This window comes from Methylomonas lenta, from assembly GCF_001644015.1.
Taxonomy (GTDB): domain Bacteria; phylum Pseudomonadota; class Gammaproteobacteria; order Methylococcales; family Methylomonadaceae; genus Methylomonas; species Methylomonas lenta.
In genome coordinates this window covers 1-19399 of the sequence record NZ_LUUI01000017.1, presented here as the reverse complement: position 1 = coordinate 19399, position 19399 = coordinate 1, and the positions used below count along the sequence as shown (strand labels likewise).

20 protein-coding genes are annotated in these 19399 nt (G+C 49.4%); 16 read left to right on the top strand and 4 right to left on the bottom strand.

Features of this window, described 5'->3' with window-relative positions; all coding sequences use genetic code 11:
* Positions 1-182 precede the first annotated feature (182 nt).
* The 11 genes from A1359_RS01145 (at position 183) to A1359_RS01095 (ending at position 13444) form a co-directional block, all read left to right on the top strand.
* On the top strand, positions 183-407 hold the full coding sequence (locus tag A1359_RS01145; protein WP_066976776.1) for a DUF6686 family protein: 225 nt from the start codon (positions 183-185) through the stop codon (positions 405-407).
* Between the two features lie 194 nt (positions 408-601).
* On the top strand, positions 602-2785 hold the full coding sequence (locus A1359_RS01140; RefSeq protein WP_066976774.1) for a TonB-dependent receptor: 2184 nt from the start codon (positions 602-604) through the stop codon (positions 2783-2785).
* Between the two features lie 161 nt (positions 2786-2946).
* On the top strand, positions 2947-3654 hold the full coding sequence (locus A1359_RS01135; protein ID WP_066976772.1) for a PepSY-associated TM helix domain-containing protein: 708 nt from the start codon (positions 2947-2949) through the stop codon (positions 3652-3654).
* Between the two features lie 3 nt (positions 3655-3657).
* Entirely contained in the window at positions 3658-4341 is a 684-nt protein-coding gene (locus A1359_RS01130; protein WP_066976770.1) for a Fe2+-dependent dioxygenase, read from the top strand.
* A 49-nt stretch (positions 4342-4390) separates the two neighbouring features.
* Entirely contained in the window at positions 4391-5599 is a 1209-nt protein-coding gene (locus A1359_RS01125) for an efflux RND transporter periplasmic adaptor subunit (RefSeq protein WP_066976767.1), read from the top strand.
* Positions 5596-7551 carry a MacB family efflux pump subunit gene (locus A1359_RS01120; protein WP_066976764.1) on the top strand — a complete coding sequence of 652 codons (1956 nt, stop codon included), beginning with the start codon at positions 5596-5598 and terminating at the stop codon, positions 7549-7551. Before A1359_RS01125 ends, A1359_RS01120 begins: the two co-directional genes overlap by 4 nt.
* A 7-nt stretch (positions 7552-7558) precedes the next feature.
* The gene (locus A1359_RS01115) at positions 7559-8911 is read left to right on the top strand and encodes an efflux transporter outer membrane subunit (RefSeq protein ID WP_066976761.1); all 1353 of its coding nucleotides are present in this window, start codon (positions 7559-7561) and stop codon (positions 8909-8911) included.
* A 569-nt stretch (positions 8912-9480) separates the two neighbouring features.
* Entirely contained in the window at positions 9481-10842 is a 1362-nt protein-coding gene (locus tag A1359_RS01110; protein WP_066976746.1) for a cytochrome-c peroxidase, read from the top strand.
* A gap of 439 nt (positions 10843-11281) precedes the next feature.
* On the top strand, positions 11282-12358 hold the full coding sequence (locus A1359_RS01105) for a PA0069 family radical SAM protein (RefSeq protein ID WP_066976780.1): 1077 nt from the start codon (positions 11282-11284) through the stop codon (positions 12356-12358).
* A gap of 32 nt (positions 12359-12390) precedes the next feature.
* Complete coding sequence (locus A1359_RS01100; RefSeq protein ID WP_198159224.1) at positions 12391-12606, top strand: DUF2905 domain-containing protein; 216 nt, start codon at positions 12391-12393, stop codon at positions 12604-12606.
* 85 nt (positions 12607-12691) lie between these two features.
* Positions 12692-13444, top strand: a complete 753-nt coding sequence (locus tag A1359_RS01095) for an HAD family hydrolase (protein WP_066976743.1) — start codon at positions 12692-12694, stop codon at positions 13442-13444.
* Positions 13445-13472: 28 nt separating this feature from the next.
* Here A1359_RS01095 and A1359_RS01090 read toward each other — a convergent pair whose 3' ends face one another.
* The 3 genes from A1359_RS01090 to A1359_RS01080 all read right to left on the bottom strand — a co-directional run bounded on the left by A1359_RS01090 (position 13473) and on the right by A1359_RS01080 (position 15945).
* On the bottom strand, positions 13473-14114 hold the full coding sequence (locus A1359_RS01090) for a helix-turn-helix transcriptional regulator (RefSeq protein WP_066976741.1): 642 nt from the start codon (positions 14112-14114) through the stop codon (positions 13473-13475).
* 113 nt (positions 14115-14227) lie between these two features.
* Positions 14228-14839 (bottom strand): NUDIX domain-containing protein, encoded by a 612-nt coding sequence (locus A1359_RS01085; protein ID WP_066976738.1) that lies wholly within the window; start codon positions 14837-14839, stop codon positions 14228-14230.
* The gene (locus A1359_RS01080; protein ID WP_066976734.1) at positions 14836-15945 is read right to left on the bottom strand and encodes a PQQ-dependent sugar dehydrogenase; all 1110 of its coding nucleotides are present in this window, start codon (positions 15943-15945) and stop codon (positions 14836-14838) included. The genes A1359_RS01085 and A1359_RS01080 overlap by 4 nt, the downstream gene beginning before the upstream one ends.
* A 110-nt stretch (positions 15946-16055) precedes the next feature.
* Between A1359_RS01080 and htpX the strand changes: the two genes are divergently transcribed.
* Positions 16056-16931 (top strand): protease HtpX, encoded by an 876-nt coding sequence (gene htpX / locus A1359_RS01075; protein WP_066976731.1) that lies wholly within the window; start codon positions 16056-16058, stop codon positions 16929-16931.
* Between the two features lie 42 nt (positions 16932-16973).
* Positions 16974-17204 carry a DUF2835 domain-containing protein gene (locus A1359_RS01070; RefSeq protein WP_066976728.1) on the top strand — a complete coding sequence of 77 codons (231 nt, stop codon included), beginning with the start codon at positions 16974-16976 and terminating at the stop codon, positions 17202-17204.
* A 21-nt stretch (positions 17205-17225) separates the two neighbouring features.
* Here the strand turns inward: A1359_RS01070 and mobA are convergent, their stop codons facing one another.
* A complete protein-coding gene (gene mobA / locus A1359_RS01065; protein ID WP_066976725.1) occupies positions 17226-17837 on the bottom strand; it encodes a molybdenum cofactor guanylyltransferase MobA in 612 nt (203 codons plus the stop codon).
* 17 nt (positions 17838-17854) lie between these two features.
* On the opposite strand from mobA, the gene A1359_RS01060 reads away from it, so the two are divergent.
* The 3 genes from A1359_RS01060 to A1359_RS01050 all read left to right on the top strand — a co-directional run bounded on the left by A1359_RS01060 (position 17855) and on the right by A1359_RS01050 (position 19285).
* Positions 17855-18325 carry a DUF302 domain-containing protein gene (locus tag A1359_RS01060; RefSeq protein WP_066976722.1) on the top strand — a complete coding sequence of 157 codons (471 nt, stop codon included), beginning with the start codon at positions 17855-17857 and terminating at the stop codon, positions 18323-18325.
* A gap of 26 nt (positions 18326-18351) precedes the next feature.
* Positions 18352-18732: a hypothetical protein gene (locus tag A1359_RS01055; protein ID WP_066976719.1), complete on the top strand. Its 381-nt coding sequence runs from the start codon at positions 18352-18354 to the stop codon at positions 18730-18732.
* 94 nt (positions 18733-18826) lie between these two features.
* Positions 18827-19285, top strand: coding sequence for an EVE domain-containing protein (locus tag A1359_RS01050; RefSeq protein ID WP_066976716.1), 459 nt, complete (start codon positions 18827-18829; stop codon positions 19283-19285).
* The last annotated feature ends 114 nt before the right edge of the window (positions 19286-19399 follow it).

Genomic DNA, 19399 nt, shown 5'->3' with positions numbered 1-19399 from the left:
GGAATATCATATGCAAGAATCCTGTGTAGGTGCGGATTTATCCGCACAATGCGAATAAATTCGCACCTACAGCTGACGAACTTGTTTCATGCGCATTCCTTAGCAATGAAGGCAAGCAGCTGGAAGACCAATGAAGCAACCTGATCGATATTGTCTTGTATACCTACTCTGAGGAACCGACCATGACACCAAAACCTTGTACCCACGAATACCTGGCCAATACCAAATCAGGCAAAGTACTGATATGCCGAGACTGCGGAGTTGTTCATTTGCATCTGCAAAATATGTCATTGCGCTTGGATGTCGAGCAATTTGCAGCATTTGCCGCGTTAATGACTGAAGCATCGAAAAGAATGCGTGACGAAACCCCTGCACATGGTCGCCCCACGTTGAGGTTGGTGCATTGAGCAGACCACAGCGAACAACCTTTCACCTCTACCGGTGACTATTTCAACGGAAAACTTACTATGACTTAGCACCGATTAAAAGCGGAATTTAAGATGTTGTGACGCCTACCTCCGGCATCAGAATTTTCTTAATTATAGCCACCCAGCATTATGCCAGGCAGCCAGCGACACCCATACAAACACTGGAATAATGCATGTCTTTTAAAACTCAAAAATCCAAAAGCAAATGGCACTTAGGAACCCTCATACCCCTAGGTGCGGCGTTGGGTGGTGTTGTTTTTGCCGCCGAACCTAACAACGAATCGGTTAACGAAGACGAAGACATCGTGCTCCATGACGTCAAAGTCAAGGCCGCGCGCGATAAAAAAATCAACCGTTTCAAAGCCGACAAATCCAGCACCGGCAGTAAGATCGAACAAGATCTGCGCGACATTCCCCAATCGGTCAGTGTGGTCAAAGAGGAACTGATTGAATCGCAAAATGCATTCAATTTGACCGATGCCTTGCGCAACGTTAGCGGTTTGACCATTGCCGCCGGTGAAGGCGGCCGCACTGGCGACTCCATCACCCTGCGTGGGTTTTCCGCCAATTCGGACCAATATGTGGATGGCGTCAAGGATAATGGCCAATATATCCGGGATACCTTTTTTATTGAAAAAGTCGAAGTTCTGAAAGGTGCTTCGTCGATATTATTCGGCCGCGGCGCTACCGGCGGGGTGATCAATCAAATCGCTAAGAAGCCGACCGGCAACACCAATATCAGAGGTAGCTTTACTTATGGTTTATATGACTTTAAACGCACCACGATCGACGCCGAATCCAGCTATCAAGACTTAGCCGCGCGCCTGACCGTCATGTATCAGGACGCGGATTCCTTTCGCGATTACAACTACTCCAATCGCTGGGGCATCGCACCTTCCTTCAATTACATAATCGATGCGGATACTGATTTGACGCTGAATCTGCTGCATCAGCAGGAAGAAGGCGCGTTCGATTACGGCGTACCGATGTGGAATGGCCGCCCGGCGGATGTGCCCATCAATACCTATTACGGTTTTTACGACAACCGCATGATGGATACCGATGTCAATATCCTAACGGTAGCCTTGAACCATCGCTTTTCAGACAATTTTTCAGTAAAAAATACCGTGCGCTATGGTGATTACGAGCGGAAATACCTGACACATTTATTCTCCGGCAACCCAAACTATAGCGGAACCGACGTTGGCACAATAGCGCGCTCGCAGGCGCTACGGCACAGCACGCAAGAAAACGTCTACAACCAGACCGATTTTGTCATGATAAAACCGCTATTTGGCTTTAACAACACGCTGATGTTCGGTAGTGAATTCGGCTGGGAAGACTACACCTACAAAAACAAGAATTCGACAGGCGTCAGCCGGGTTTCGGTATTCGATCCAGTGCTGACCGGCAGTGTCGGCGCCGGACTGGCCAGTGATTTTAGCGGCACGCTAAATACCAATCGCCTCACTCACGCACAAACCTATGCTGGTTATCTGATGGATGAATTCGAAATCAACCCACAATGGAAATTGGTGGGCGGCACACGTTACGACGTATTTGATGCGCAACAGGAAGATTTGTTGAATAGCGCCAATAGTTTTGATGCAAGTGTCAGCCAATTCAGCCCACGTGGCGGTATCGTCTGGCAGCCAATCGACTGGCAATCATACTACTTCAGCTACGGTAAATCCTTCAACCCGTCGGCGGAAAGCCTGAGTCTATCGGCCGACAATGCCAACCTACCGCCGGAACAAAACAATAATTTTGAAATTGGCGCCAAACTGGATTTGTTCGACGGCAAACTCTCCGCCACTGCAGCCCTATTCCGTTTAGAAAAGACCAACGCCCGCACCACCTCGGCAACCGATCCCAACTTGCTGGAACTGAGCGGCGAGCAGCGTACGGACGGTTTTGAATTGGGTCTGGCCGGTGAAATTATGCCCAAGTGGGACATATCGGCCACCTACGCCTATCTCGACGCGAAAGTGGTCTCATCCAATAACAGTGCAGTCGGTTCGGTAAGCGGCCAAACCAAATCCTATCAAGGCATGAGGATGGTCAACGTACCGGAACACAGCGGTGTGATCTGGAGTACTTATCATCTGACCGACAACTGGGAATTCGGCGGCGGAGTGTATTACGCGTCCGATCGCTATGCCGACAGTGTCAACGAAGCCGTGTTACCGGGCTATGCGCGCCTGGATGCTGTGTTGGCTTACCACCAAAAATATTACGACGTACAGTTGAACGTTTTCAATCTGACCGACACGGTCTATTACGAATCCGGCAGAACTAACTCGGCCTTGCCAGGTACGCCGGTAACTGGGCAGTTGACGGTTAATTTCAAGTATTAGATGTTGGCCGCACTTATGCCTTATTTCGCCGCGAGCATCGCAGATTTTGACAGAAAAGCCCCGTCGGTGCAGGAACCGACAGTAAATCAACGTCGCATTAGCGCCACCTTTTTAACAAAATCTACCAACAAGTATTATCTTAAGCATTACTAAAACCTCTCATGAACACGACCACTGAAACCTTGCAGCCAGCCGCCGGCAAACCAAAAAAATCCAACGGCGGCTATTTGTTTTTACCTAAATCTCTGGCCCGCGGCACATTTCTGAAGTGGCTGCGCCGCACCCATGCCTGGTTTGGCCTGTGGGGCGCGACGATGGGCCTGTTATTTGGCTTTACCGGCATTCTGCTCAATCACCGCGATATAATGAAAATCCCCATCGGCAGAATTCAGCAACAGGAAGTGCAACTTGCGCTGCCCGATCCGCGACCGGCTGATCCCAAAGCCATGGCGGCATGGCTGGGCGAAAATCTGCACATTGATACCCGTCAGGCCAAAATTAAACGCGAAAAAGCCAAAACGGTGACTTGGAATAATCAACCGGTGCAACAACCCGCTTCGTGGCAAATCACGGTACGCCGTCCGCAGCACCTGTTCAATGCCGAATATTGGGAAGGTAATGCATTCGTCAGCGTGAAACAAGGCAACGCCAATCTGCTGCAAACGCTGAACAATCTGCATAAAGGCAGCGGTATGGGCTTAGGCTGGGTATTGCTGGTCGACACTCTGGCCGGCGCCTTGCTGCTGCTGTGCATGACCGGTATTTTGCTGTGGACCCGCCTGCATGGGCCGCGCTTGGCAGCCGCCGGCTTAGGTTTGGGCTCGTTTAGCCTGGTACTGTTTTTCGTCTTGTCCGCTATCGCTAGGTGAGCCATGCTGATCGAAATTCCGGAAGTACTCAACCTCGACGAACTGACGCAAGTACGTACACTATTGGCTGACGCGCCGTGGGCCGACGGCCGCATCACTGCCGGCAGCCAATCGGCCCAGGTCAAAAACAACTGGCAGTTACCGGAAAAATGCGCGCAAAGCCATGCTGCGCGGGATATTCTGTTGCATGCCCTAAATCGGAATGCGCTGTTCTTATCGGCCGCATTACCCAAACGCATTTTTCCACCGCTGTTTAATCGGTATGAAGGCGAACATAACACCTTCGGAAACCATATCGATAATGCCGTCCGCTACTGCGAAGCCAGCGGCCAGCGGGTGCGCACCGATTTGTCTGCCACCTTGTTTCTGGCCGACCCCGACAGTTACGCCGGCGGCGAATTAGTCATCGAAGACACCTATGGCCAGCACAGCATCAAATTAAACGCGGGCGATATGGTGCTGTATCCGGGCTCTAGCCTACATCGCGTGGAACCAGTCACCGAAGGCGCACGGGTGGCGTCGTTTTTTTGGCTGGAAAGCATGGTGCGGGAAACCGAACGCCGCCGGCTGCTATTTGAAATGGACATGTCGATACTGGAATTGCGCTCGACCCAAGGTGACAGTGCAGCCACCGTCAAACTGACCGGCTGTTATCATAATTTATTGCGCATGTGGGCAGATAGCTGAAACGCTTGATACTGCTAACCTAAACGCCTGTTTTCTTCGAAATATCTCTATGCAAACCAATCCCATTTCTTTCGGCGGTCGGCTAAAGCGCTACCGCTGGTTACTATTGGCGATGCTGACCTTAACTGCAGGCATTGCCGGCGTCGAGCATTTCAAAAATAAGGAAAAAACCCAACCCGAGAATAACCTGCTGACGGTGACCATCGGCGACCTGGAGGAAGCTGTTACCGCCCAAGGCAAACTGGAACCCAAGGAATACGTAGAGGTCGGCGCCCAGGTTACCGGACAATTACAGAAGCTGTATGTCGACATCGGCGACGAAGTCACGGCCGGGCAATTGCTGGTGGAAATTGATCCCCGGGTTTACGCCGCCCGCGTGCAAGCCGATGAAGCCAATATCAAGAATCTCCGAGCCCAGCTGTCAGGGCAACAGGCCAACGTTGTATTTGCCCGCCAACTGTTCGAACGTAATCGTAAACTGATGGATAGCAAAGGCGTCAGCGAACAGGATTATCAGAATAGCGAATTTAATTATAAAAAAGCCGTCGCCACCGCCGAGGCTAACCAGGCGCAAATCGAACAGGTACAATCCACATTAAGCGGCGACCGTACCAATCTGGGCTACACCAAAATTTTCGCGCCGATGGACGGTACCGTAGTCAGCCGTAGCGCACGCCTGGGGCAAACCCTTAACGCCAATCAAACCACGCCGATGATTCTGCAATTAGCCAAGCTGGATGCGATGACGGTGCGCGCGCAGGTGGCCGAAGCCGACGTGATGCGGCTCAAGCCCGACATGCCGGTCTATTTTACCACCCTGGGTTCAGGCGAACGACGCTGGCACGGCAGCGTTCGGCAAATTTTACCCTCGCCGGAAGTCGTCAATAACGTGGTGTTGTACAACGTGTTGGTCGACGTGGAAAATCGCGATCGCCAGTTGATGTCAGGCATGAGCACGCAAATGTTTTTTGTGCTTGGCACCGCCAAACAAGTCAAACTATTGCCGACTGCCGCATTAGGCCTTCGTCATCCCGAGGCTGACAACGAACAAGGCAAGGGCTTTATGGTTAAGGCCGCAAACGCTGACGGCAGCGAAGATAAAATCGTACATATCGGTTTACAGACTCGCCGTTTTGCCGAAGTGCGGGACGGACTCGAAGACGGCGCCAAAGTGTTCGCGATGCTCCGCAAGAACGATACCGGTAACGGCAAGAAAAAAGACAAAGGTTATCCTATGCGAGGAGTGCCGCGCCTATGAACCCGGTAGCATCCCAACAAAGCCAGCCTTTGTTGCATCTGGAACATATTCATCGCCACTACATCAGCGGCAATAGCATCGTACGTGCATTGGACGACATCAGTTTCAGTCTGTGGCCGGGTGAATTCGTCGCCATCGTCGGCCAGTCCGGCTCGGGAAAATCTACCTTGATGAACGTCATCGGCTGCCTGGATCAGGCCAGCGAAGGTTGTTACCGAATTCAGGGCAAGCACGTGGCGGGGCTGAATCCCGACCAGCTATCCGGCATACGACGAGATACCTTTGGTTTCGTCTTTCAACGCTACAACCTGCTGCATACTGCTACTGCGGTGGAGAACGTGGAAATTCCCGCTTTATATGCCGGGCTGCCTAAACAGGTGCGTAGCCAGCGGGCTCGACAGTTGCTGGAACAATTACATATCGGCAATCGAAGCGAACACAAACCGATGCAGTTATCCGGCGGCCAACAGCAACGAGTCGCTATTGCAAGGGCTTTGATGAATAATCCGCCCATCATTCTGGCCGACGAACCGACCGGCGCATTGGATAGCCAAAGCGGCCGGGAAGTGATGGAACTGCTGCGGCAATTGCATGCTGAGGGCCGCACCATTTTGCTGATCACGCACGACAAACAGGTCGCAGCCCATGCCGAGCGTATCATTACCTTGCATGATGGTCGCATCATCAGTGACAACGGCCGGCAAGCAGCGCCAAAAAACCAGGCGATATTGCCTCACCCCGCATCCGGTAGCATCAGTGTCTTAAACGATGTAGCCGAGGCGGGAAAAACTGCTTTAAGCGCGTTATATGCCAATTTATTCCGTACCGCCCTTACGCTACTCGGCATCATTATAGGCGTGGCGGCGGTAGTCAGCATGCTGGCAATCGGCGAAGGCAGCCAGAAGAAAGTCATGGATCAAATGAAAGCCATGGGCACCAACATCTTGTCCATACGACCAGGCGCTCCCGGTCTGCGTGGCAGCAACGACGTTGCTACGCTGGTGCCAACCGATGCCGAAGCTGTAGCAGAAATCGACAACGTAGAGTCGATATCCCCGGAGCGTAGTAGTCGAATTACTGTACGCTTTGGCAACATCGACTACGCCACCAGCGTACAAGGTGTGGCGCCCAATATGGTTACGGTGCGCGACTGGCCGGTTAACCAGGGAGATTTTTTCGATAATAACGATATGCACCGTTACGCACCGGTGGTGGTCTTAGGTCAAACCGTAGCTCAATTACTATTCCCGGAAACCGTCGATCCGGTCGGGCATTACATTCTGCTGCGGGATATTCCGTTTGAAGTGATTGGCGTCTTGACTGCCAAAGGTGCTTCGCCGAACGGCACCGATCAGGACGACGGGGTTTTTGTACCATTGACCACTGGCCTGATCCGACTGTTTGGTCAAAATTACCTGAACGGTATCACCGTTCGAGTGCGTGATGTCGAGCAGATCGACGCTACCCAGCAAGCTATCCAAGAAGTGTTATTGGCACGTCACCAGACCGAGGATTTTCGCATTCGCAACATGGCATCTATCTTGGAAAACGCCAAGGAAACCCAGGATACCTTTACTCTGATGCTGGGTATCGTGGCGGCGATTTCTTTGCTGGTAGGCGGCATCGGTGTGATGAATATCATGCTGGTCAGCGTCACCGAACGCACGCGCGAGATCGGCATCCGCATGGCGACCGGGGCTCGCCGACGCGACATTTTGCTGCAATTCAATACCGAAGCGGCAGTGGTCTGCACCTTGGGCGGACTAATCGGCGTATTGCTGGGCTTTGCCTTTGGTTACGCCATGATCTTTTTCGGCATGGCCGTGGTGTTTTCACCATTGCCGGCCATTATGGCTTTCGCCAGTGCCTTCGCAACCGGTTTACTATTTGGATTTTTGCCGGCACGAAAAGCCGCGTCACTCGATCCGGTCGTTGCCTTGGCTGCGGAGTGAAGAACGCATGATAACTCAGCACATTCCTATCGTTTTGGTTGCCTCACTATTATTGAGTGGCTGCAATCTGATGCCGAATTTCGAACTGCAAACCGGAGAATTACCTAATCATTGGCGCAATATCGACAGCGATACAACAGCGTCAAAGATAGATCCACAATGGTGGCAGGCCTTTGGCAGCCCTCAACTGAATCGTTTGATTACCGAAGCCCTGGCATACAACAACGATCTGGCTTCTGCCACTCAGCGCATCGCTCAGGCTCGCGCCCAATCCAAAATTGCCAGCGCCGACTTATGGCCAGTCATCGGCATAGACGGCAATATCCACAGCCAGCACGATTCTTTAGGCGAAACTCGCAAAAAAACCGCTAGCCTGTTCGCTGTGTATGAAGTCGACTTGTGGGGTGCCAACCGGGGCAAGCGCGATGCCGGTCAAGACCGCTATCTGAGCACGGTATTTGCCCGCGATGCCTTACGACTAGTCATCATGGCTGAAGTCAGTCAGGCATATTTTGATTTAGCAGCCACGTCAGAACGCGTACGCATCGCCCAGGCATTTTTGCAAAATGTGCGTGATGTGTTGAACATCGTCGAAGCCAAATTCCAGGCAGGTGCGGTTTCGGCGCTAGACTTAGCCCAACAGAAAACTGAACTGGCGAGTACCAAAGCCAGTCTGGTTTTGTTGCAGCAGCAGCAGTCGTTAATAGAAAATACCCTGTCAATTTTATTGGGACGACCGCCCGCCGATTTTCAAGTGATAGCTGAACGTTTTGCCGATTTGAATCTACCATCGGTTCAATCACAACAACCCTACAGTCTGTTGCTACGCCGGCCGGATTTGCAGCAGGCGGAAATGCAGTTGAAAGCGGCCAACATTGATGTGGGTATTGCATTGAGCGCATTTTATCCCAGCCTACAAATTAACCTAGACACAATACTGGCTAATCCGCAACCAGCCGGATTGGCACTGGCAATGGCCGCTAATCTGGCGCAGCCCTTATTCCAGGGTGGCCGACTGGAAGGCGGTCTGGAATACGCTAAAGCTCACTATGCCGAATTAATGGAAATCTATCAGCAAACCCTACTCGTAGTATTCAAGGAAGTAGAAGACGCCGCCGCTGTGCGTAATCATTCTTCACAGCGATTGCTGGCTCTAAGCGAAGCAGTGGCTCGTGCGCGCGAGGCTTATCAAATTTCGTTCGAACAATACCGGGTAGGCGCCATCGATTATCAAACCCTGCTCAATACCCAGCGCAGTTTGATTTCTACGGAAAACACTGAAGTACTGGCAAGGCTGGATGTCATGCAAGCCTTGGTTCAGCTTTACAAGGCATTTGGAGGTGGTTGGCAAAATACTTAGGAATGCGCATGAAACAAGTTCGTCATCTGTGGGTGCGAATTTATTCGCACTGTGCGGATAAATCCGCACCTACACAGGTTTCTTGCATATGATATTCCATGCATATTCCTTAAGAAGTGCCTTTCTTGCATTCGCAGGTGTGTTGGAGCAGTTTTAGCTGCGGCGAATTCCCTAATCGGGCTACAAAGGCTGTCAATTCGCCAGCCAGGAGTTCATTTAACTGTGCAATGACGTGCTTGTTACCTTTCATATACTTGCTCCAACCTAATCAGGCGTATCTGTTTTGCTAGGAAATCGACGGACTTTTCATTAGTGACCATAACTGTATGAACCCGTATAAACCGGAAGGCCAACCCCATACACAGCCAAGCAAGTAGCAACACCGGAGTTGCACAACTCACCGTCGACAAGCTATGTCTGCCCTGCGCATCGATACCTTCCAAAAGTGGATCATTACTAACCTGATCACCTGATAAAGTTTTCTGGATATACCTGTCACAAAAATTTAACGTAATGAGAATGATTTTTATTAGTATAATTAAGCCCGGAATTTTTATTGGAGATCGAACATGCGATATTTGACTGTAGCAGTACTACTCTCCGGCAGCTTAAACAGTTATGCCGGACAACTTTTAACTGCCGAGCAACAATTGGGCGAAAGGCTATTCAGCGACGAAAACTTGTCATTGAACAAAAACCAAGCCTGCGCTAGCTGTCACAGTCTTTCCCCTGCCCACGCCAAATCTCTAGTTACCAAACTAGTACCAGGCTTTGTCGATCCGGATAATGTCAAATCCGGTAGTGCTGTTTCGGAGGGTTCCATTCGTGGTCTGACCGGCAGTTTGAACGCACCGAGTGTCGGCTATGCTGCGTATAGCCCGGAATTTCATTGGCACCAAGAGGTAGATGAAGATGGAAATGACGCTGGTCTTTATATCGGCGGACAGTTCTGGGACGGTCGTGCCAGCAGCTTAAGCGATCAAGCCAAAATGCCATTTCTGAATCCTGTTGAAATGGCGATGCCCAATGATTTGGCGGTGGTGAATCGCCTGAAACAGGATAAAACCTATCAACGTTTGTTTCGAGAAGTCTACGGCTTGAATCTGAACCAGATTAATTCTTCAGGAAAATCGAATACCCGCCAATCGGCGCCAACACAATCAGCAACAGTCGAACAGATTTTTGCCGCTGCCGCCAAAGCAATAGGCGAATATGAACAAACCCAGGAATTCAACAAATTCAATTCCAAATTCGATTATGTACTGGCCGGCAAAACCAGCTTCAGTCCACTGGAAGCCAAAGGTTTTGAATTATTCAATAACCCAGATAAAGGCAATTGCGCTGCTTGCCATATCAGCGAAGCCACGGTTAGCGAAGACGGCAGTATTGAACCGCCTCTTTTTACGGATTTTAGTTACGACAACATCGGTCTACCGCGCAATATCAATATTCCTGGTAACCCCGAGCCAAATCCGGGCCTAGGCGGGCGTACCGATTTAACCACGGCTGCGGCCGATGAATTGGGCAAACACAAAGTGATGTCCTTGCGTAATATCGCTCTAACCGCACCCTACGGCCACAATGGTTCCATGGCGACCCTGGAGCAAATCGTCCATTTTTATAACACTCGCGATACTTTGGGCTATGTCGAAGACATCAATCAGCCAGGGTTCGGCATAACCGGTTGGCCGACACCTGAACTCATCAGTGACACGCTTAATCAGGAGGAATTAGGCAATCTGGGTTTAACGGACCCGGAAGAAAAAGCCATCGTAGCCTTTTTGATGACGTTGACCGACGACTATCCTAAATGGGGCCATGATCGAAGAGTGCCATCCTGGTCGCCAGCACCTTTTGCACAGCCGGTAAAATCGAACAAAGGTAAACATTTTAAAGCACGTCTACGGCGTATTTTGAGCAAAAAAAGATAAAAACCTGCGGCGTTTGTCAGAGCCAGCAAAAGTGCATTAACAGTCGTAATCAGTGTTTCGTCATAAACGACAAAATATATAGACGTCCGGTGATCAGCCTATATCGGACGTGCAGAAATTATAATGGTGGTTTTGGTCATAAAACTCCTTCAATCATGTTTCCTGGATATGAGTTCTAGTTTGTCAGTTTAAATAACCGCCGTCATGCCCACCGGGAAGCAGACATCCAGTGCCATTTATCCTTCGCGCTCTAGCGCTTCGGCACGATTAGCTTGATAAATAGGACAAACTAGCATTAGATGAATATGATAATTGCGTAAACGGCATAAATCATTTTCAATGATTGAGTGAACCATGAAGACTGGCCCACGCAAGTTCACGACTTGTCATCGGATAAGTTATAAAATTCCGTTTCCCAAGCTTTGTGTTAACTTTTACCATGTCCAAACCCCTGATCCACAAAGGCCGCGCCAGTATCAGCAATACTGTCGGCCGGTTCGAAAAGCAAAGTCGACAAGCTGAGGATGACGGTTGGGGCGGTCTGGATGCCGATTTGCCGCCACTGCCTACGGAAATCATCATTGATAGCAGTCGCTCGTTAATTAGCTACAACGATTCGCCGGATATTCCGTTCGACCGCTCCATCAATCCTTATCGCGGCTGTGAGCATGGCTGTATTTATTGCTTTGCCCGCCCCACTCACGCCTATTTGGGTTATTCCGCCGGGCTGGATTTTGAAAGCAAGATTCTGATCAAACCCGATGCAGCCCGTTTGCTACGCGAAGAACTGGCTAAACGCAATTACCGTTGCGCACCATTGGCTTTGGGCACCAATACCGATCCTTATCAACCGCTGGAACGGCAACACAAAATCATGCGGCAAATTCTGGAAGTACTGGCAGAAACCGGCCACCCGGTCAGCATCGTCACCAAGTCGGCCTTGATAGAACGGGATTTGGATATTTTGGCCGAGATGGCTGCACAAGGCTTGGCCTCTGTGTATTTATCGATTACCACGCTGGATCGCTCACTGGCACGCAGCTTAGAACCTCGCGCCGCTACGCCACAGCGCCGGCTGGAGGCTTTGGCTCGCTGTCGGGATGCCGGTATTCCAGCTGGCGTGATGGTTGCGCCTTTGATACCGGTTTTAACTGATCACGAATTAGAAAATATCGTCACCGCCGCGCATGCCGCCGGCGCACTTTGCGCGGATTTCATTTTGCTCCGCTTACCGCTGGAAGTGGCCGATCTGTTCCATGAATGGTTGCAGCAGAATGTTCCATTGAAAGCCGAGCATGTGATGAATCGCATCCGCGACAGTCGAGGTGGCAAAGCCTACGATGCAGCTTTCCATCAGCGCCAGCGCGGCAGTGGCGACTATGCCAATTTACTTGAGCAACGTTTTCGCTTGATCAGCAAAAAGCTGGGGCTGGCTAAATCTTTACCCCCACTGCGAAGTGATTTATTCCGTAAACCATCAGCGGGCGGACAAATGAGTTTTGATTTTTTCACTTGATTAAATACTGCACAGATATACAGGAGAGCGCTATGGACATAGGTAAGCTACTGATAACATTAGGCCTAGGCATCATTTTGCTAGGCTTGATTGTTAAATATGCGCCCTGGCTAATCAACTGGTTCGGTAAATTGCCCGGCGATATTAATATCCAAAATCCCAACAGCCGGATTTTCGTCCCCATCACATCGATGATTGTGGTCAGTGTATTACTCACGCTGCTGGCTAATTTCTGGCTACGAAAATAAAAAAACCGCCAATTTTTGCCTGAAGATAAAACCGCATCCGCTACAATAGCTGACACTATCAGCCCAGACAGACTAAACAAACATCATGAACAACACGACTATTCATGCACTCGATTTTGACGGCGTCATCTGCGACAGTGCGGTCGAAACCGCCATCACCGGCTGGAAAGCGGCCAGCCAAATCTGGCAAGACATGCCAAACAGCGCAGCTCCGCAAAGCCTGATCGATCAATTTCGCTTAGTGCGCCCTATCATCGAAACCGGCTACGAAGCCATTTTAGCCATGCGTTTATTGTTTTTAGGCGAAAGCTGTACGGCCATTTATAGTCATTATCAGGCTAAAACCCAGCAGCTTTTAGAACAAGCTCAAGTTAGTAGTGATGATCTGAAAAAACTATTTGGTGACACCCGCGACCATTGGATTGCTAACGATTTGCCGGACTGGATTGCCATGAACCCGTTATTTGCCGGTGTCAAAGAAAAACTGCAAGCGATTGGGCAAGCCCATAACTGGTATGTCATCACCACCAAACAGGAGCGTTTCGTTAAGCAAATTTTACAAGCCAATGCCATCGAATTGGCTGATCAGCGCATTTTTGGTTTGGATCGCAATATGAGCAAACCCGAGGTTTTAAAGGACTTGCTAATAACACACCCTGATCAGCCCATTGAGTTTGTCGAGGATAGACTGCCGACTTTGCTGAATGTGCAAAAACTTCCGGAACTGAGTAAAGTTGAATTACTATTTGCGACCTGGGGCTATAACACTCAGGAAGACAAGGCCATAGCAAGCCAGCAAGGTTTCAGGATGTTAAGTTTGGAGGATTTTTTACTCTGAGGCCCAGTATGAAAAGCAAGCGTGATGGCTAGCGAGATTGATCCACCTCTTTTAAACGTATAGCCAGATGCAAACGGTCATCGACCTCAAATTTTCTAAAAATAGAAGATAGATGGGCTTTGACCGTACGCTCGGAAATATTCATTGAAACTGCAATACTGCGGTTGTTCTCGCCCTGCCGTATCATATTGGCTACCTCAATTTCGCGCACTGATAATGAATCGGCCATCCGCTGCAATTCATCTCGCTTTTCAGGTGTTAGATGAGGCGCATGCAGTGACTTTAAGCGTCCGGTTAGCACGCCGATCACTTTAGGCACTAAAGCCCGGCGTATCCAAACATCGCCTTTTAAAATGCAGTCAACGGCTTGCCTCAATAACTGTGAGGATTCCGACGTTTCGCAATAACCCGCCGCCCCATGCACCATCACATCGATCTGTTTTTGATCTGACCAGTTAGACCCCATCACCAAAAAACGCGTGGCGGGATTGGCAAAAACAGTCAATAGACTGGCATCTTCATCCAGTTTGCGAGCATCAAAAATAACCGCATCTGCTTGATAATCCGTACGCGCATTTAATAATCGGCTAACACTGTGCTCAGCGATTAAGGCATGGGTCCACTCGGCAGTCCGCTGAGGGTTATTGGAATAGATCAGTATATTGGCCACGTAAAGGTAATGTGTTACTTAAAACTTATTCGGTATTGGCCATGATAAATTGTTCAGGCATATCAGCCAACAGAGAACGATTGCTTGCATTGATTAGTTCACATATTCCGATTTTATGCCGTGGTATTCAGCCAGCGCATTCTAAGTTTGTCACGATGAATATACAGCCATTGAATCGCTATAATTGGAATACCCGATTCAATTTTGCCGTCTTCCAGCATTTGGAACACATCCGCAAATTTTACCGCCGTCACATGAATATCTTCATCTTCTTCGGTCAAACCATGCACGCCACCGACTGTAGAGCTGTCCACACGCCCACAGAACAAGGTAATTCGCTCTGAGCAACCGCCTGGCGTGGTATAAAATTGCTGGATTTCGATTAACTCTTTAATAGCACAACCGGCTTCTTCCTCAGACTCCCGGTAAGCAACCTGTTCAGCGGTTTCACCTTCTTCGATGGCGCCAGCCACAATCTCTATCAACCAGGCCTTTTGCGGTTGATACACCGCACCCACCCTAAATTGTTCGATTAACACCACTTCATCGCGATCAGGATCATATAGCAAGACAGCAACACAATTGCCGCGGCGGAATAATTCGCGGGTAATGGGCTGGCTCCAGCCGCCACGGAACAAAGTGTGTTTAAGCGTGTATTGTTCCAGCCTGAAAAAACCGTGATAAACCGTTTCTTTGGCTAAAACTTCAAATTCCTTAACACTCACTTTGTATACTCAACTTTATAGATCACTCCAAGCTTGTCATCACTGATCAACAAACTACCGTTCGGCATTTGCACAATATCCACCGGCCGACCCAATACCTCATCCGACGGCGTCAGCCACCCTGACACAAAAGCTTGTTCGCTAAACGGCTCACCCTTGCTGAATTTGACCAGCGCCACCTGATAGCCCTGTGGTCGACTGCGGTTCCAGGATCCATGCTGCGCCACCAATAGCTGTTTATGGTATTGCTCTGGAAATTGCGCACCGGTATAAAATCGCATCCCCAGCGGTGCAACATGGGCTTTATAGCGCCAAGTCGGACCTTTGAATTGACCACATTTTTTGTTCTGAGCGAACTCCTTATCCGGCACATTACCAGCATGACAATAAGGAAAGCCGTAATGCTCGCGACTACCAGTCCATTGATTCAATTCGTCTGCAGGCACATCATCGCCCAAATAATCGCGACCATTGTCATTAAAAAATAAATGCCCGGTACTAGGCTCCCAATCGAAACCCACCGTGTTACGTATGCCATCGGCCAAAATTTGAAAACCACTACCATCGGCGTTTATGCGAAATAATGAGGCGTAAATCTCTTCTTCAGGTTTACAGATATTACAAGGTGCGCCCACAGCACTATATAACTTACCATCCGGCCCGAAGCGTATATACTTCCAACCGTGATGTTTTGTCGACGGTAATTGATCAAATACCACTACAGGTGCGAGCGGATTCTCGAGATTAGCTTCGATTTTATCGAATCGAATAATACGGTTCACTTCCGCAACGTACAAGGCCCCGGCTTTATAGGCCACACCATTGGGCAAATTCAGATTTTGCGCCAAAATATAACGATTTTCGGCCACGCCATTGCCATCTTTATCTTCTAATGCGTACACATTGCCATCTTGGCTACCTACATAAACAATGCCTTGTTGACTCACGGCCATTTGCCTGGCGTTCGGCACATCATCTGCGTAAATAGAAATTTTAAACCCGTAGGGCAAATGCAACTGCTTCAGTACCGCCTCGTGTTCCGGTTTGGCCGCAAAACACAGCGACGAAAACATCATCAACAACAATATCGACTTTAAACCTTTCATTTTTCAGCGCCCTAAAATAAACTTTGCCGCATCTTACCACTCCAAACCTTGAAATTAACTATTCAGCACCCAACCTTGTTTCCATCACCCCACAACACAGGACTATAACTATGATGAGAATATTGCTGTTTATGGCGACCAACGTCGCCATCATGATTGCGATTACCGTGATTTTTAACCTTCTAGGCCTGAAAAGCACCCTGGATGCGCAAGGCGTTGATCTGAATCTGGATGCCTTGCTAATGATGTCGGCCATCATTGGTATGACGGGTTCGATCATTTCGCTATTCATGTCCAAATGGTCTGCTAAAAGAGCTATGGGCGTACATGTAATCGATCAGCCACAAAACCAAACCGAACAATGGTTGTTGAGCATCGTCTCCAGACAAGCCCAACAAGCGGGTATCGGCATGCCTGAAGTGGGTATTTTCCAAACCCCCGAGCCCAACGCATTCGCCACCGGCGCCAACCGCAATAGTGCTTTGGTTGCAGTCAGCACCGGCTTGCTGCAGAGCATGAGTGCCGATGAAGTGGAAGCGGTAGTGGGCCATGAAATCAGCCACGTTGCCAACGGTGACATGGTGACCATGGCTTTGATGCAAGGCGTGGTGAATACCTTTGTCTATTTCTTTGCATCCGTTATCGGTCATGTGGTCGACCGTGTAGTATTCAAAACCGAACGTGGTTACGGTCCGGCTTATTACATTACCCAGATTGTGGCGCAAATTGCCTTGTCGATTCTGGCTTCTATGATTGTGATGTGGTTTTCGCGTTACCGCGAATTTCGTGCCGATGCTGGTGGCGCAAATCTGGCGGGTCGTCAGAAAATGATTTCCGCCCTACAGGCCCTACAACGTTCGCATGAACCATCACAGCTACCCGGTGAATTGGCCGCTTTTGGCATCAATGGTGGTGGCGTAAGACGTTTATTCATGAGCCATCCGCCGCTGGAAGAACGTATCGAAGCTCTGAAAAGTCAACGTTAATATTGTCTGCCAGTGCCGGCTTATACCGACACTGGCTTTTCTATGTCTGATCATCAGTTCATTCGCTTCAAGCTCAGCATCAGTTACGACCAGTACCTGGCCGTCTACCAAGGCATCGCCAAAACCGTATGGGTGATAGCCGATGATGGTCGCCGGATTGTCTTCCCTGCCGGCAACATTAAACACTATCTGACAAAAACCGGCATACAGGGCTATTTTGAAATGGAGCTGAACGCGCAAAACAAGTTTGTAGGGATTAAAAAACTAGCCTAAAGCGCAGTGAATATCTGGCCGCTAATTTGTACCCGACAGCTTTATATTGTTAGCAGTTTCCAGTTCCACTAATTGTTCCGGGGTATTGATATTGGCAAACACCGCCGGCCTATCGCTAAAATCCACTTCAACAACTTGATGCTTCTTAAACCAGGCTTGCAACTTGCGTTCACCCGCTTGCAAATACGTTTGCAAATCGGCCCGTAAATGCGTTTTCAAGGCCGCAAAGACGGGGTGCAGTCGTTCACCATCAAAAGCCACCGCAATATCGACATCGTCTGCCAAAGCCGCTAAAAGCCTTTGAACATGCTCTGTGGTCAGCAACGGCGAATCGCAAGGCATAATCAGCAAAACCGGATGATGTACGATTTGCATGGCTGCCAGAATACCGGCTAACGGGCCATCAAAACAGTCGCTGTTATCGGTAATCACCGGAAAACCCAATTGCCGATACTGTTCCTGATTGCGGTTGGCGCTAATATACAAATCCGCGACTAAAGGAGTCATGGCCTGTAAGGCATAGCTCACCAGTGGCCGGTTTTTGAATAAGATTAAACCTTTGTCCTGCTGCCCCATTCGCCTTGCCAAACCACCCGCCAATACAACGCCACTGACTTTGTTTTGCTCGCTCATGATGTTAAGCTTTTGCCATGTTTATAAGAGTCGTCATTTTCGCAAGCCTAGTGCTGATTGCAAGCTGCGCTATACAAACCCACCCACCTCACGTGCATAGCCAGCGGGTAGACTACTATCAACTGGAAACCCACAAACCTTATGACGAGGTATTGGCAGAGCTTGAAATCGCCATAGCCGAGCATAATTTTCGCATCACCGGCCATAGTCGGGTCGGTAAAGTGATACGCGACCGTGGCGCTAAAGATTTCCCTGAATACGACACCATACAATTTTGCAATTTGACCCTGGCGAGAACCATGTTGGAAATCACCCCGCACGCGGTCGGCTTCATGCCCTGCAATGTGGTGGTTTACCAATTTGCCGGTAAAACCATCATTAAAACCCATTTACTACCGGAAGACGGCGACAATCCCGAATTAAATGAATTTGCGGTTAAAATGAACCCACAGTTGAAGCAGATTGTCGATTTTGCTGCTGAAGAATAATTTTTACTACAACACTTACAATCACCATGAAAAAAACACTGCTAATCACGGCTCTTTTCACATTACTGGCTGGCTGCGCCACCACCCAAGAAGCAACATCACCTGAAACTGTGGCAAAAGCCAACGATTATCCAACCCGAGACCGGGTGGATTATGTATTTGAATGCGTCGCTAAACACGGCGGTTTAAGTTACATCAACCAATACGCCTGCGGCTGCAAAATCGATAAAATCGCCGAACAAATGAGCTTTGCAGAATACGAAGCCGCCCACACCTTTGTACAAATGCAAAAAACACCGGGTGAAAACGGCGCCCCCTTCCGCGATCCTAAGCACGCCAAAGATTTGCGCGCCCAATTAAAAGCCGCCGACGCAGCGGCCGAGAAGGCTTGTTTTGTAATGAAATAAAAACAACCATTAACGCCCTGATACGCCAATCCAAATCGGAATATGGCAACATGATGCAGGGCAAAACCATCTACCCAGATCACACTATAAAACTATGAACTTTTGGCTGATGAAATCCGAACCCGATGCTTTCAGTATCGATGATCTGGCTGAGCGGCCTGAGCAAACTGAGCATTGGGACGGCGTGCGAAATTATCAGGCGCGGAACATGATGCGTGACGAGATGAAAATTGGCGATCAGGTGTTTTTTTATCACTCCAACTGCAGCTTGCCCGGCATCGTCGGTATCGCAGAGGTGGTGAAAGAAAGTCAGCCGGATTTCACGGCTTTCGATCCGAACGACAAACATTTCGACCCCAAAAGCAATCCGGACAAACCCACCTGGTTTATGGTGGAGGTAAAATTCGTCCGTAAATTGCTCCGCACTATCAGCCTACAAGAACTAAAACAAAAAACAGAATTGGCCGATCTGGCTTTGGTGCGTCGTGGCAACCGGCTGTCCATCATGCCGGTGGGTCAGCAGCAATGGGACTTTATTTTAGAATTAGAGTAAAGCTCTGAAGGGACAGAAAATCGTGCATCTAGCTTGCCATATCACGTATGGATATGGTCGGAAATATCTTAAAGAATTTCACGCTCATAGTTCCCATGCTTCGCGTCACTGCCA

Bases quoted from the DNA above. Each gene is read 5' to 3' on its own strand.
- A1359_RS01145 (WP_066976776.1), top strand. From the start codon at position 183: ATGACACCAAAACCTTGTACCCACGAATACCTGGCCAATACCAAATCA.
- A1359_RS01140 (WP_066976774.1), top strand. From the start codon at position 602: ATGTCTTTTAAAACTCAAAAATCCAAAAGCAAATGGCACTTAGGAACC.
- A1359_RS01135 (WP_066976772.1), top strand. From the start codon at position 2,947: ATGAACACGACCACTGAAACCTTGCAGCCAGCCGCCGGCAAACCAAAA.
- A1359_RS01130 (WP_066976770.1), top strand. From the start codon at position 3,658: ATGCTGATCGAAATTCCGGAAGTACTCAACCTCGACGAACTGACGCAA.
- A1359_RS01125 (WP_066976767.1), top strand. From the start codon at position 4,391: ATGCAAACCAATCCCATTTCTTTCGGCGGTCGGCTAAAGCGCTACCGC.
- A1359_RS01120 (WP_066976764.1), top strand. From the start codon at position 5,596: ATGAACCCGGTAGCATCCCAACAAAGCCAGCCTTTGTTGCATCTGGAA.
- A1359_RS01115 (WP_066976761.1), top strand. From the start codon at position 7,559: ATGATAACTCAGCACATTCCTATCGTTTTGGTTGCCTCACTATTATTG.
- A1359_RS01110 (WP_066976746.1), top strand. From the start codon at position 9,481: ATGCGATATTTGACTGTAGCAGTACTACTCTCCGGCAGCTTAAACAGT.
- A1359_RS01105 (WP_066976780.1), top strand. From the start codon at position 11,282: ATGTCCAAACCCCTGATCCACAAAGGCCGCGCCAGTATCAGCAATACT.
- A1359_RS01100 (WP_198159224.1), top strand. From the start codon at position 12,391: ATGGACATAGGTAAGCTACTGATAACATTAGGCCTAGGCATCATTTTG.
- A1359_RS01095 (WP_066976743.1), top strand. From the start codon at position 12,692: ATGAACAACACGACTATTCATGCACTCGATTTTGACGGCGTCATCTGC.
- A1359_RS01080 (WP_066976734.1), bottom strand. From the start codon at position 15,945: ATGAAAGGTTTAAAGTCGATATTGTTGTTGATGATGTTTTCGTCGCTG.
- htpX (WP_066976731.1), top strand. From the start codon at position 16,056: ATGATGAGAATATTGCTGTTTATGGCGACCAACGTCGCCATCATGATT.
- A1359_RS01070 (WP_066976728.1), top strand. From the start codon at position 16,974: ATGTCTGATCATCAGTTCATTCGCTTCAAGCTCAGCATCAGTTACGAC.
- mobA (WP_066976725.1), bottom strand. From the start codon at position 17,837: ATGAGCGAGCAAAACAAAGTCAGTGGCGTTGTATTGGCGGGTGGTTTG.
- A1359_RS01060 (WP_066976722.1), top strand. From the start codon at position 17,855: ATGTTTATAAGAGTCGTCATTTTCGCAAGCCTAGTGCTGATTGCAAGC.
- A1359_RS01055 (WP_066976719.1), top strand. From the start codon at position 18,352: ATGAAAAAAACACTGCTAATCACGGCTCTTTTCACATTACTGGCTGGC.
- A1359_RS01050 (WP_066976716.1), top strand. From the start codon at position 18,827: ATGAACTTTTGGCTGATGAAATCCGAACCCGATGCTTTCAGTATCGAT.